Here is a 12,883-nt window from a genome sequence, read left to right as displayed (position 1 = left end):
CACAGGTTAATCATTAGGACCAGTTGAATGCATCTCGCGTTTCTGCATGCCTTCCCGCTCGATCATTCGATGTGGGACGAACAACGCGCGATTGTCCCTGGACGTTGCACGACTCCCTGTCTGTATCAACTGGGAGACTCCCTCGAAGACTGGGCCAGCCGTGTGTTGGATTCCATCGACACGCATTCCCTGATTGCCATCGGCTCCTCGATGGGAGGTTCCTGCGCGCTGGAAATGGCGCGTCAGGCCCCCGATCGGATCGCGGCGCTGGTGCTGGTTGGCACCAAAGCAGGCCACCGCCCGGAGCCTGCTGCACGCGATGCTTATCTCGACACACTGCATCATCAGGGTATTCGCGGGATGTGGCCGGAAATCAGCGGCTGGTTTGGCACCGCTGCGCAGCCGGAGGTCGTCGAGAGAATTGAGTCGCTGGCGCTGTCACAGAAAACCACAGACCTGATCAACGCTGTCCGGGTCTTTCACAGCCGCACTGATCACACCCCGATCGTTGCGCAGTGGGAGAAACCCCTGCTGGTCATGTGTGGTGATCAGGATCCGGTGATCACCGAGGAGAAGGCGATGGCCCTGTCGCACCTGGCACTGCAGACGGAGCTGCATGTCATGCATGGTTGTGGGCATTTCATGAATCTGGAACGACCGGACGAATTCAATCAGGTGCTTGCTGATTTTGTGCGGCGTGTGGAAGCGGGGCGTTCCGCTGGGGCATAAGAATGTAGAGTTTTCTAAGCGTAGTCTCGCCCTACTCTGTCTGCCACAATCAAACTCGCTTCACTCTCCCTCGTCCTACCACTTTAGCTCCTTCTCTAACAAAAAAACTCATTCCGATTTTGATTCGGCCGGAATGAATTTCATCCCACTGTCGCTGTGGAAAACGAATGAGCACTGACACTATGCTTCCCAGTTCGATCATTTCGTTTTCCAGGAAATCTGGAAAGAACTGCCCCCCATCATGATCACCACCATCATAGTGGAACTGGCCGCGATATCCGTTAAGTACGCCGTTTTTGCGACCGCCTTCCTCTGTGGTTAAATAGTAGACTTCGGCTTCAATTTCATGGTATTTCATGCGAGGTTATCTTTTTCAATGTTGTATTACATTGGTCCACGAAGACCAGGAGACAGATAGTTCAACTAATTATGGTCCTCCGTGTAGCTTCCCGATCTTCAGCTAAGGGGACAGGTTGCATTACAGTAAAATGCCCGATTGGTATTCTGGGCTCCTGGTCACAGGGCCTGTTTCCCTCCGAAGTCGCGCTGATGTTGAAAGTCAACAGACGGGAGGACACACGGGTCCTCCCCTACATGGTTGGAAATCGAATTCGGGTTATTGCTGTTTCCTTTACACTGTCAGTTTTCTACTTTAATTGCGCTGAACTTACATCAGATCGTGAACTCGCCGTCTGGAATCAGAAGTTTTTCAGCAACGACAGAGTAGCGCAAAGGGAAGATGTTGCCCGGGTCTTCAGAAAGAAAGCGTGCTAATCGACTCAGATCGTCTTCCGAGAGATCGCGCAGTTGTCTGTTAAATGTAAATGCCTGCTCTCCGGACAGGACCGTGATCGCAAACACGTCCTCAGTCAACGGACTCATGATAATCAACCTCTGCAATGTTTTTCCAGAGGGAGTTTTGAACTCGGAATGGATGAGTAATGAATCGGCCTGTGCAATCGCTTCAGCGGTTAACGGCACTGGGATCAGCGAGTCTTCGGGCTTGAATGGATCGCTCTCCCACGTCCAAACCGGACTCAGCTCTTAATGTTCTTCCCTGAATTCGTAAATTTTAATCGCAGTCATGTATTCGTCGTGCATTAATGAATGGTTGTCGGGATCCGGGAGTTTCCATTCGATATTCGTTCCGTCTCCCTGTTCAGCTTAACAATTTTCAGCTACGGGGACAGGTTGCTTTCCAGTAAAATACGGGATTGATTTTTCGGATTTCGAGCAGGAACGATTGTTTATTCTGTAAGCGGCAAGGCGCCAGACAGCGTTTCTTATTTTGGATAGTATATATCCAAGTCGTTTCAACCGGGGCTAATGCCCTGCGGCTAATTTTCTTTTCTGTTGTTGAAGTCCTGAAAACAAGAGCAACCGCATACCCTCGGCCACGGTTATTACTTAAATAGCTAACTCTATCGACCTCATGAACACTCTGAAAGATATTAAATAAACGCTACCTGGCCGCCGGTAGAAAAGGTTGACGCGAACTCTGGAACCGGCGGCTGACGCCTTGCCGCTCATGAGGATGTGTTATATGAACTCCCATTATGAATCAAAGCATGTGGAATGTGGTGAGGCAGACCGTCTCACGACTACTGTCTCTACTTATTGCTTGAAGAGTGAAACTGATTGTGTTGAACGGCGCGGGAGGGTCAAGACAGAATTTTGTCCCGTTGTGACCGGATTTTGTCCACGTCTGTCCCAGATTTTGTCCTGGTCTGACCGGTTTGTGTCTCAGTCTGCCCTGAACAGCGGAGACCGAACATCGCGAACCGGTTCGAAATACTCCAGTAAGCATCAGGTGAAAAGCCACTCAGATTCAGGTGCTGTTTCGTCAGTGGTGCGCCTGCATGCAGTGCACGCTGCACCCGTCTCGCGCGCGAGCCAGAAGGGAACCAGCATACGCTTCGGGACGCGCGGTTCAAGTTCAGTCTGTTCAGAGGAGCGGCGCAGATTTTCAGTGCGGAATGTTGCTCGACGGGATCAACGAAATCACGGATCTGCGTTATCGTCAGACACAAAACTCCTGGTAGTCCAGCCCAAAGGTGGCGGCGACCGCACGGTTGGTTACCTGTCCGTTGTGCACGTTGACCGCGGACAACAATCCGCTGTCCTGCCCACAGGCGGCTTCCAGTCCCTGGTTCGCCAGCTTGAGAGCGTACGGGAGCGTGACGTTACACAGGGCATAAGTGCTGGTGCGGCCCACGGCGCCGGGCATGTTAGCGACACAGTAATGCACGACGCCATCCACGACGAAAGTGGGATCCGAGTGCGTCGTCGGCCGGGATGTTTCGATACAGCCTCCCTGATCGACGGCGACATCGATCAACACCGCGCCCGGCTTCATCATCTTCAATGCAGACTCCGGAACGAGCATCGGAGCCCGGGCACCTGGAATCAGGACAGCCCCGATCACCAGGTCCGCCAACTCAAGTTGCTCGCGGATGTTGTGTTTGTCACTGTAGAGCGTATTCACGTTGGCAGGCATGATGTCTTCAAGGTAGCGCAGACGGTCCACGCTGATATCCAGAATGACGACGTCCGCCTGAAAACCGGCTGCAATCTGGGCCGCGTTCTTGCCGACCACACCTCCCCCCAGAATCACGATATGCGCGGGGGGCACGCCGGGCACGCCTCCCAGGAGAATGCCGCGCCCCAACTGAGGTCGTTCCAGATACTTGGCGCCTTCCTGAATGCTCATGCGTCCGGCGACTTCACTCATGGGTGTCAACAACGGAAGCTGGCCGTTTTTCCCCTCAAGCGTTTCGTAAGCGACGGCGGTGGCGCCCGTTTCCAGAAAGCCGCGGGTGAGCTTTTCGTCGGCGGCGAAGTGGAAGTAGGTAAACAGGATCTGGCCCGGCCTGAGCAGGGGCCATTCGGAGGGCTGGGGCTCTTTGACCTTGATGATCATGTCGGCGCGGGAGAAGATTTCTTGAGCCGTTTCGACGATTTCAGCCCCGTTTTCTTCATAGAGTTCATCGGGAATCCCACTACCCTGCCCGGCTCCCCGTTCGACCAGGACGGTATGCCCGGCGGCCGTCAATTCCTCGGCTCCGACCGGAATCAGGGCGACGCGGTACTCGTCCTGCTTGATTTCACGAGGGACTCCGATAATCATGTGCTTCTCCCGATTACATGTCAAACTGCAGACTGCTATGATACGATAAGTACTTATAGTTATTATCGTTTAATTCTACGTCTGATGTTAGTCAGATGCTGGATTCAGAATCGGAATGCCCCTGAATCGGCGCGTTCCCAGACCCCCGAATACAGAGATGCGCACGTGACAGTTCCCTTTACACAGCCCCATGAGGCAGCAGCCCGTACCCTCATCAAACTGAGCCTGGCAGAAGATCTCCAGGAGACCGGCGACCTGACCTGTCAGGCCCTGATTGAAGATACCGACCAGGCTGAAATTCAGATAGTCGCCCGCCAGAGCGGAATTCTGGCTGGTTCTCCGATTACCTCACTGATTTTTGCAGAACTCGATCCGCGAGTGACCTGCGAGCATCATCTGGCTGACGGTGCTTCGTTGGAACCGGGATCCGTTATTTCAACGTGTGCCGGGCCTCTGGCATCTTTGTTGACCGGGGAACGCACCGTCTTGAACTTTCTGACGCATCTGTGCGGCGTAGCTTCACAGACGGCGGAGTACGTCAAAGCCATTGAGGGAACCCGGGCCTGCATTCTGGACACGCGAAAAACGCTGCCCGGCTGGCGGGTACTGGAAAAATATGCGGTCGCAGCCGGCGGGGGAACGAATCACCGGATGGGCCTGTATGACGGGATCCTGATCAAAGATAATCACCTGGCTGCCTGGGCCAGCCGCAATTCGCATCCCACCATCGCAGCTGCGGTGCAACAGGCGCGGGAATCGGTGAATGGGGAAAAAGGAGTGGAAGTCGAAGTCGACACGCTCGAACAGCTGGCCGACGCACTTGAAGGGAAGCCCGAGATCGTGCTGCTGGATAACATGTCGCCCGAGACCATGCGTGAGGCGATTCAGATGCGTGATGCCCAGTCACCCGCGACGCTGCTGGAAGCATCGGGGGGCATTAACCTGGAAACGGTACGGGCCGCTGCGGAGACGGGAGTGGAACGGATCAGCGTGGGTGCGTTGACTCACTCTGTCATCTCGCTGGATATCGGTTTCGACTGGAAACGCCGCACCTGAATTTGAAAAGACCTGATTTTTAATTTCGTTGAAGACACTGATTACTGCCAATGAATAAGCCATCTGTAGACAGACCGCTGGAGTCACTGGAGAAAGATTCCCCGCTGTTCCTGAACGGAGCCCTGGTCTGGCTGCTGTTGTTTTTTCTGATCTACCTGTCTGTTCCACTGACGAACAACAGGGAGATCGACCGCTGGTACATTGTGCCCGAAATGCCGTTCCTGCTGCTTGATCTGGTTGATCCGCTGCCGGAAGAGAATCCGCATCCCGCCGGCTGGGCTTATTTTCCGCAGCGGATTCCGTTGATCGGAGTCGCGTCGATCATTCTGCTGGGCGCCTGGGGACTGGGACAACTCGTAACACGGTTGATCCGCATACCGCTGGCCCCCTTCACTGCCGAACGCACCGTGTTTGCCGCGGGCCTGGGAATTTCATTCGTCACGCTGCTGACACTGGGAGGCGGCCTGATGGGCATGCTCTCCCAGGGACTCTGTTACGGCGTGCTGATATTCACCGCGATCGCAGGCACAGGATCGGCGCTGCAGGAAACGAAACAGAAAACGGGCTCGCTGGGTTCTTTGAAGCTGGCGTTACCGGAAGCGATTACGGTCGATACACTGTTCCGCGTGGGTTGTTGCCTGCTGATGAGTCCGTTTGTGCTGAGCATGTTTCTGGGTTCGATGCTGCCTTCGACTGACTATGATGTGCTCGAATATCATTTTGGGGGCCCGAAAGAATATTATCTGCAGGGCTATATCAGCTTCCTGCCCCATAACGTGTATACCAGCTTTCCATTTCTGACCGAGATGGTGACGCTGCTGTCGATGACGCTCAAAGGGGACTGGTTCACGGGAGCCCAGGCGGGCAAACTGGTGCTGATGAGTTTCGCGCTATTTACCGCGCTGGGAATCTTCACCACGGCGCGGCACTGGTTTGGTTCGACAGCAGGCTGGATTGCAGCCACGGTGTTCCTGACGAATCCCTGGACTTACCGGATGTCGATCATCGCGTATACCGAAGGAGCACTCTCCTTTTATCTGCTGGCGAGTCTGCTGAGTCTGATCCTGACGATTGCGGTTCTACAGAAATGCAAAACGAATGCGAACGACTCAACGGACGCATCCGCTGCCGACACATCCCGGTTGCCGGGCGAACTCTGGAGCTTTACGCTACTCACGGGTCTGCTCTCCGGTTCGGCGATGGCAAGCAAATATCCGGGTGTGCTTTCGGTTGTGATTCCTTTGGGACTGACGTTGCTCGGTTTCAGTTGGTTCCTGCTCCGGGAGAATAAAGCACTCTGCTGGTCTACGACCTTGAAGCTGGGCGTGGTGTTCGCAGTCGGGACCCTGATTACCATTGGCCCGTGGCTGTTGAAGAACCTGGTGGAGACAGGCAATCCGGTTTATCCGTTGTTGTATTCGGTATTTGGCGGACGCGATCTGACCGAGGCATTGAATGCCAAGTGGAAAAACGGGCACGGCATGCGACCGATTGGCCTGCATGAGTTCAAAGACAGCCTGCTGGATGTCACGATGACCAGTGATTGGATCAGTCCGCTGCTGTTCTGTCTGGCACCGCTGGCCTTTCTGAACCGACAACACCGGCGGCTGATGTACTGGCTCTGGATATATATCGGATTTCTATTCTTTTCCTGGTGGTTCCTGACACATCGGATCGACCGCTTCTGGGTGCCGATGCTGCCGGTGGTTGCGATACTGGCGGGCATTGGTGCGACCTGGAGTTCGAAACTGCTGTGGCGTTCCGGTGTGACTGTCGCGGTGCTGTTTGCTGTGATGTTCAATCTCTGTATCGTCACCAGTGGGCTGGGCGGCAATAACGCGTATCTCGACGATTTCGCTTACGCGCGAAAGTTCACAGGCAATCTGACGGCTCCTGAAATTGAGTTACTGAACCAGATGGATCTCAAACCTGACCAGGTCGTGTTGTTTGTGGGAGAAGCGAAGGTCTTCAACGCCGAGTTCCCGGTGATCTACAACACGGTCTTCGATGAAGATATTTTCCAGCAGTGGACGGCGGAAGCTGATCCTGAGTTACCTGAAAAACAGCTCAAGATGAAACCGGCTGAAGCAATCAAAAAGAAATTCCAGGATGAGCGTATCGCGTTTGTGTATGTGAACTGGTCAGAGGTGTTACGTTATCGTCTACCGGGATCTTACGGGTACACAGACTACGTGACGCCGCTGCGTTTTCAGAAACTGGTAACCGAAGGCGTACTGCGTCCGCCTCTGGAAAACCGTTACGGTTATCAGAAGTTTGAATCATTATCTGATAACAAGAAAAAAGAAATCGAACAGTGGGCGCCGGAACTGATAGTGGAACGCGACGGTGTGCGTTACTTTGTCTCGGCGCAGATTTTCCCCGTAGCGAAATAGCAGGAGGCACTCACGGAGCAATTAACCTACAGGAGGTGTGAAGTCATTGAGCTCGCGATGGGCAGAACGGAGAATGTGAGCGAAATCCGGGATGATGATATCGCTGTCATCCAGATTCTGGTAGCCATGGGTTTTGTCATCCAATAGACAGAAACGTTCCTGTTCGTCGATGTGAATCGAATTGGAATTGATGGCTTCGTCGAGTTTTTGATTAGAAGTGTTCATGTTAATTCTCCCCCTCTTAAGTTGTGAAACAGATCGTTCCACAGAACGCGTCCTGTATTTTATCGATCTTTTGAGGAAAATCCTACTAAATTACGACTGGACACCGCATTTTCCGGGTCTAAAACGACAGAAGAGCAAGATACAAAAGCACATACAGCAAAACGACCGACCGAAAAAATGGAAAAACCGGATCGAACCTTTTTCGATTCTAAAGGGTCCTGTGGGCGGGCATTGACCATTGCCACGCGGAATTCAATAATGGTCACTACCGCTGTTTTAATGATATTTTACTAGTGAATTTGAGCCAGATATGACAACCAGCTTATCGAATGTGCCTGATGCCTCCGGTCGCTTTGGAGAATTCGGCCGCCGCTTCGTCCCCGAAACACTGATGCATGCCCTGGAGGAACTGACCCAGGAATACGAGAAGGCCAAACAGGATCCGTCATTTCAGGCGGAGCTGGATGACCTGCTTAAGAATTATGTGGGACGCCCGAATCCGCTCTATTTCGCGGAGCGCCTGACTGAGCATTGTGGCGGAGGCAAGATCTACTTCAAGCGCGAAGATCTGAATCACACCGGTGCTCATAAGATCAACAACACCATGGGCCAGGCATTGCTGACCATGCGGATGGGTAAAAAACGCGTGATCGCCGAAACTGGAGCCGGCCAGCATGGCGTGGCTTCTGCTGTGGCGTGTGCCCGCTTCGGTCTGGAGTGCATCGTCTACATGGGCGAAGAAGACATCCGCCGCCAGAAGCTCAATGTGTTCAATATGAAAATGATGGGCGCTGAAGTCCGCGGCGTTTCCAGTGGTTCCAAGACGCTACGCGATGCCGTCAATGAAGCGATGCGGGACTGGATGTCGAGCGTGGAGACGACCCACTACATTATCGGTTCCGTGATTGGCCCGCACCCCTTCCCGATGATGGTTCGCGACTTCCAGTCGGTCATTGGAAAAGAGGCCCGCGAACAGTGCCTGGCACAGACTGGTAAACTCCCCGATCATGTGATTGCCTGTGTCGGCGGCGGTTCCAATTCGGCCGGCATGTTCTATCCCTTTATCGACGATGAGGGTGTGAAGCTGACCGGCGTGGAAGCGGGTGGCCGCGGTCCTGAACCGGGAGAGCATGCGAGTACGCTGAGCTATGGAGCCAAAGGTGTGCTGCATGGCAGTTTCGGATATGTGCTGCAGGACGATGACGGCCAGACGATGGACGTGCATTCGATCTCTGCGGGCCTCGACTATCCCGGCGTGGGTCCCGAACACAGTTACTGGAAAGACTCCGGCCGCGTGAATTACACCGCGATCACCGACGATGAAGCCCTCGAAGGCTTTCAGACGATGGCCCGTCTGGAAGGGATCATCCCGGCGATTGAATCGTCGCATGCGATTGCTTACGCTGTCAAAGCAGCCCGCCAGGCCAGCCCCGACGAGACGATCGTTGTCTGTCTGTCCGGTCGTGGAGACAAAGACGTGAATGAAGTGGCCCGCCTGCTGGAACGGGAAATTTAATCCTCGGCCGGTTTTGTCGTGACAATAAAAATCATCCTTCTGAAATTCAGTTAAAAGCAGTACCCCCCATCGTGACAACTTTGATCTCTGAAACTTTTGCGAAGTTAAAATCTGAAAACCGCATGGCGTTCATGCCTTTCATCACCGCCGGCGATCCGGATCTGGCAACCACTGTTGATGTATTGAAAGAACTGTCACGACAGGGAGTCGACCTGATCGAGGTGGGCTTCCCGTATAGTGATCCAATTGCAGATGGTCCTGTGATTCAGGAATCGTACACACGGGCCCTCAACAACGGGTTTCACGTACACGACCTGTTTGAGGCTTTGAAGGCACTCTCTGCAGATGAGTCCGTCAATCTGCCGGCCCTGGTCGGCATGGTTTCGTATGCGATTATCTTTCGTTATGGTGCAGAGCGTTTCCTGAAAGAAGCCGCTGACGCCGGATTCTCGGGCCTGATTGTTCCCGATCTTCCCGGAGACGAAGCGTCGGAGTTTGTGGAGCTCACCAGAGCGTCTGAGTTGGACCTGGTTCAACTGGTCTCCCCGCTTACGCCTGAAGATCGTACCAAGCGAATCGTACAGTCTGCCTCCGGGTTCATTTACTGTATCGCTGTCGCCGGCACGACAGGTGTTCGCGATGAACTGCCTGCGGAACTGACAGCACATCTGGAGTCGTTACGTTCGCTGACAGATCTGCCTTTAGCGGTGGGCTTCGGCATCAGTAAGCCCGCGCATGTCGACACGCTCCGTGGTAAAGCCGACGGATTCATTATCGGTTCAGCGATCGTCAAACAGTTCGCAGCTTTTTCTGATCCAGACCAGACACGGGAAGCCGTGATTGCGTCGATCGGAAAATACGCAGGTGAGATGGCAGCCGCGACTAAGGGTTGAGGAACGGTTCCCGAACAGTTCCTATTTCTGGCGAGTCCCAGTCTGCTTGCGGACGAAGGGATAGAACCAGACTCCGTAAGGCAGGAACTGCGGCACGATAGGCGATTTGATGCGTTTGGGATTCGCGAGCTTCCAGCCGTATTTGCCCTTGAGCAGAGATGCGGGGACGCCTGATGCTTCCGCATGTTCAGCGGTCGCGGGGAAGGAATCGACGATTTCAACGGTCCCGATCAAGGTGCCCGTCGGGAGGGTCTCGGTCGCGATTTCCGCTTGCGCTGCTGCTTCGATGGCGTGTGGTGTCTTCGCGAGAGTCTTTGAAGCATAGACATAGATCGTCCCACGGATCCTGGTCTGACTTGAACGGAGCTCAATTGTTTTCACGCCCCGCATGATTAGTTCTGCCCACGGCTGTCTGATTCCGAGAGCCGGCAGACTCTTGTCGGGATGTTGAATCGTTTTCGCCATTGTCGAATTAAACCTCGAACGATTGCTGATAGTGAGGGATGATCGGTTCCTCATCGACTTCATCGCGGATCAAGGCTGCCAGCGCCGTCGCCGATTCCGGTTCCCCATGGACGAGGAAGACCTGGCCGATGTTTCCCCGTTTCGCGGAGGTTTCGTACCACCATTTAAAGTCTTCAACGTCGGCATGGCCTGACAGACCGCTGAGCTGCACGACCTTGGCTTTGACCTGGTAATAGCGATCAAAGATTTTCACTTTAGGATCGCGCTGCTGCAGGCGACGGCCCAGCGTATGCTCGGCCTGGTAGCCCATCAGTACGACGGTATTCTCCGGATGTTCCAGGCCGTTCTTGAGGTGATGGCGGATACGACCGTTCTCGCACATCCCACTGCCGGCGATGACGACGAACGCCCCTTCTCGTTTATTGAGTTCGATACTCTGCTGACGGGTCGAAACGTAATCCAGCAGTGAGAAGCCGAAGGGATCCTTGTCTTCTTTCAAAACGTCGCTGACATCCTGGTCCATATCCTGCAGATGATGGCGGTAGACTGAAACCAGACGTGTGGAGAGGGGACTGTCGACAAAGATCGGAATGTGCGGCAGACGGTTTTCGTTATATAGATCGTTCAAATAGTAAATGATCTGTTGGGTGCGTCCGAGACTGAACGCGGGAATGATCACGCGTCCTTCAACACGATAGGCTTCATCGAGAATGTGGTAGAGTTCCTCTTTCAGGTCCGAGGCTTTTTCATGAATCCGGTTGCCGTAGGTGCTTTCTGAAATCAGAATCTCGCAACCCTCGATCGTATCCGGATCTCGCAGCAGGGGCAGATCGCGGCGCCCCAGATCGCCGGTGAAGACCAGATGTCTCCATTCTCCCCGGTCCTTGATCTTCATCTCAATGATCGCGGATCCCAGAATATGGCCGGCATCCAGCAGTCGTACCCGGAGGTCGTCCCCCAGGTCGTGCCACTCGTGATAGTCCAGACGCTCGAACTGCTTCATGACCTGTCGCACATCCTCTTCATCGTAAAGCGGTTCGATGGGTGGATGTTTTTCATTCAGTTTGCGAGACAGGTAACGGGCGTCTTCATCCTGAATACGGGCGCTGTCCTTAAGCATGATCTCCGCGATGTCCGCCGTCGCGGAGGTGCAGAAGATCGGTCCCCGAAAACCCTTATTGTACAGCCGGGGAATATTGCCACAATGATCCATGTGCCCGTGCGAGAGGATGACGGCATCCAGGGACTCAGCGGGATAAGCGAAGCGGCAGTTCTTTTTGAATGACTCTGCCCGGTGGCCCTGAAACAGACCACAATCGAGCAGAATCCGTCGCCCGTCTGTCTCGATCAAATGCTGGCTGCCGGTCACTTCACCGGCAGCACCGAGGAACGTAATTTTCATCTATGATTTCATTCCCAGACAGTGGACTGGAGGCCGTTCCAGCCCGGACAGGATTACAGGGGTAGAGACAGTTGAACTTATGCCGATCAGATTATAATCTCCTGCTCGTTTTGAGAGGCGGTTTCCGTTCGTTCGGAAATGCTGTAGGTGTCCTGGTGACGACCGGTATAGGCGACAATCAGTTCTGCCAAGAGACCCAGGCTGATCGCTTGCGCCCCCAGAATGGTTGCAGCGACAGAATAGGCCAGCAGCGGACGGTTTCCAATCGGTCCGAGTCCCAGACCAAACAGATTGGTCAACAACCAGACCACGCCCAGGTAGCCCAGTCCAAGGAATCCAAGCATCAGACAGCTCAAGCCGATGGCGCCCAGCATGTGCTGTGGTCGTTGTCCATAGCCGGTAAGGAAGCGAACCGTCAGCAGATCGAGGAACCCGCGGAGGAAACGTCTCACGCCATACTTGGAATAACCGTGCTGTCGTTCGCGGTGATGGACGGGAATCTCGGTCACTTTAAATCCACGGGCATCTGCCAACACGGCGATGAAACGGTGCAGTTCGCCGTAGATACGAATTTCCGCAGCGACTTCTTTGCGAAACAGTTTGAAGCCACAGTTGTGATCGTGCAGTTTCAGTCCGGTCAGTTTCCAGATCATCCAGTTGAAGACTTTACTGGGATACACTTTATGCCAGGGGTCGAGGCGACGCTCTTTCCAGCCATTGACGACATCGTAGCCTTCGTTGAGTTTATCCAGAAAGCGGGGAATTTCTTTCGGGTTATCCTGCAGGTCGGCGTCCATCATCATGATCACCGAACCGCGGGCGGCCCGCATACCTGCGGTCAACGCGGCTGCCTTGGCGAAGTTCCGACGGAAACGGATTCCCGAAACGCGTTCATCCTGCTTGGCCAGTTGCGAAATCAGTTCCCAGGACTTGTCGGTCGAACCGTCGTCAATAAAGATAATTTCCAGGTCAATCTGATGCTGCTGGCTGGTTTCGCAGATCTCCTGATACAGTTGTGGCAGACTTTCCGATTCATTCAATACCGGAATCATAATCGAGAGCACGACGCAGACCTTT

The 12,883-nt window shown here is 54.0% G+C and carries 12 protein-coding genes; 5 read left to right on the top strand and 7 right to left on the bottom strand.

All coding sequences use genetic code 11. The annotated features are described in order from the left end of the window. Nucleotides 1–27: 27 nt before the first annotated feature. The gene (locus HG66A1_RS03190) at nt 28–729 is read left to right on the top strand and encodes an alpha/beta fold hydrolase (protein WP_145180773.1); all 702 of its coding nucleotides are present in this window, start codon (nt 28–30) and stop codon (nt 727–729) included. 49 nt (nt 730–778) lie between these two features. Here HG66A1_RS03190 and HG66A1_RS03185 read toward each other — a convergent pair whose 3' ends face one another. From HG66A1_RS03185 to ald, 3 genes are all read right to left on the bottom strand, one after another. Next, nucleotides 779–1,087, bottom strand: a complete 309-nt coding sequence (locus HG66A1_RS03185) for an elongation factor Tu (RefSeq protein WP_145180771.1) — start codon at nt 1,085–1,087, stop codon at nt 779–781. Nucleotides 1,088–1,401: 314 nt separating this feature from the next. Beyond that, the gene (locus HG66A1_RS03180; RefSeq protein WP_145180769.1) at nt 1,402–1,611 is read right to left on the bottom strand and encodes a hypothetical protein; all 210 of its coding nucleotides are present in this window, start codon (nt 1,609–1,611) and stop codon (nt 1,402–1,404) included. Nucleotides 1,612–2,749: 1,138 nt separating this feature from the next. Then, complete coding sequence (gene ald / locus HG66A1_RS03175) at nt 2,750–3,856, bottom strand: alanine dehydrogenase (protein ID WP_145180767.1); 1,107 nt, start codon at nt 3,854–3,856, stop codon at nt 2,750–2,752. Between the two features lie 165 nt (nt 3,857–4,021). Between ald and nadC the strand changes: the two genes are divergently transcribed. Next, nucleotides 4,022–4,912, top strand: a complete 891-nt coding sequence (gene nadC, locus HG66A1_RS03170) for a carboxylating nicotinate-nucleotide diphosphorylase (RefSeq protein WP_197996956.1) — start codon at nt 4,022–4,024, stop codon at nt 4,910–4,912. Nucleotides 4,913–4,962: 50 nt separating this feature from the next. After that, nucleotides 4,963–7,305 carry a hypothetical protein gene (locus HG66A1_RS03165; protein WP_145180764.1) on the top strand — a complete coding sequence of 781 codons (2,343 nt, stop codon included), beginning with the start codon at nt 4,963–4,965 and terminating at the stop codon, nt 7,303–7,305. Nucleotides 7,306–7,326: 21 nt separating this feature from the next. On the opposite strand, the gene HG66A1_RS03160 is transcribed toward HG66A1_RS03165, so the two are convergent. Beyond that, nucleotides 7,327–7,530: a hypothetical protein gene (locus tag HG66A1_RS03160; protein WP_145036523.1), complete on the bottom strand. Its 204-nt coding sequence runs from the start codon at nt 7,528–7,530 to the stop codon at nt 7,327–7,329. A gap of 310 nt (nt 7,531–7,840) precedes the next feature. Here HG66A1_RS03160 and trpB point away from each other — a divergent pair, with 310 nt between their 5' ends. Together trpB and trpA are read left to right on the top strand one after the other, a co-directional pair. After that, nucleotides 7,841–9,046 (top strand): tryptophan synthase subunit beta, encoded by a 1,206-nt coding sequence (gene trpB / locus HG66A1_RS03155; RefSeq protein ID WP_145180762.1) that lies wholly within the window; start codon nt 7,841–7,843, stop codon nt 9,044–9,046. A 71-nt stretch (nt 9,047–9,117) separates the two neighbouring features. Beyond that, a complete protein-coding gene (trpA, locus tag HG66A1_RS03150) occupies nt 9,118–9,939 on the top strand; it encodes a tryptophan synthase subunit alpha (protein ID WP_145180760.1) in 822 nt (273 codons plus the stop codon). A gap of 21 nt (nt 9,940–9,960) precedes the next feature. Here trpA and HG66A1_RS03145 read toward each other — a convergent pair whose 3' ends face one another. The 3 genes from HG66A1_RS03145 to HG66A1_RS03135 form a co-directional block, all read right to left on the bottom strand. Continuing rightward, nucleotides 9,961–10,404, bottom strand: a complete 444-nt coding sequence (locus HG66A1_RS03145) for an ASCH domain-containing protein (protein ID WP_197993791.1) — start codon at nt 10,402–10,404, stop codon at nt 9,961–9,963. 7 nt (nt 10,405–10,411) lie between these two features. Next, nucleotides 10,412–11,806: an MBL fold metallo-hydrolase RNA specificity domain-containing protein gene (locus HG66A1_RS03140; protein ID WP_145180756.1), complete on the bottom strand. Its 1,395-nt coding sequence runs from the start codon at nt 11,804–11,806 to the stop codon at nt 10,412–10,414. Nucleotides 11,807–11,892: 86 nt separating this feature from the next. Beyond that, the gene (locus HG66A1_RS03135; protein ID WP_187782111.1) at nt 11,893–12,858 is read right to left on the bottom strand and encodes a glycosyltransferase family 2 protein; all 966 of its coding nucleotides are present in this window, start codon (nt 12,856–12,858) and stop codon (nt 11,893–11,895) included. Nucleotides 12,859–12,883: the final 25 nt, after the last annotated feature.

This window comes from Gimesia chilikensis, assembly GCF_007744075.1.
Taxonomy (GTDB): Bacteria; Planctomycetota; Planctomycetia; order Planctomycetales; family Planctomycetaceae; genus Gimesia; species Gimesia chilikensis_A.
Note: the sequence above shows the minus strand (reverse complement) of the source record. Positions and strands in the feature narration are given on the sequence as shown.

What these genes read in the sequence shown, in the direction of transcription:
- HG66A1_RS03190 (WP_145180773.1), top strand. Translation starts at nt 28, where the DNA reads ATGCATCTCGCGTTTCTGCATGCCTTCCCGCTCGATCATTCGATGTGG.
- HG66A1_RS03185 (WP_145180771.1), bottom strand. Translation starts at nt 1,087, where the DNA reads ATGAAATACCATGAAATTGAAGCCGAAGTCTACTATTTAACCACAGAG.
- HG66A1_RS03180 (WP_145180769.1), bottom strand. Translation starts at nt 1,611, where the DNA reads ATGAGTCCGTTGACTGAGGACGTGTTTGCGATCACGGTCCTGTCCGGA.
- ald (WP_145180767.1), bottom strand. Translation starts at nt 3,856, where the DNA reads ATGATTATCGGAGTCCCTCGTGAAATCAAGCAGGACGAGTACCGCGTC.
- HG66A1_RS03165 (WP_145180764.1), top strand. Translation starts at nt 4,963, where the DNA reads ATGAATAAGCCATCTGTAGACAGACCGCTGGAGTCACTGGAGAAAGAT.
- HG66A1_RS03160 (WP_145036523.1), bottom strand. Translation starts at nt 7,530, where the DNA reads ATGAACACTTCTAATCAAAAACTCGACGAAGCCATCAATTCCAATTCG.
- trpB (WP_145180762.1), top strand. Translation starts at nt 7,841, where the DNA reads ATGACAACCAGCTTATCGAATGTGCCTGATGCCTCCGGTCGCTTTGGA.
- HG66A1_RS03145 (WP_197993791.1), bottom strand. Translation starts at nt 10,404, where the DNA reads ATGGCGAAAACGATTCAACATCCCGACAAGAGTCTGCCGGCTCTCGGA.
- HG66A1_RS03140 (WP_145180756.1), bottom strand. Translation starts at nt 11,806, where the DNA reads ATGAAAATTACGTTCCTCGGTGCTGCCGGTGAAGTGACCGGCAGCCAG.
- HG66A1_RS03135 (WP_187782111.1), bottom strand. Translation starts at nt 12,858, where the DNA reads ATGATTCCGGTATTGAATGAATCGGAAAGTCTGCCACAACTGTATCAG.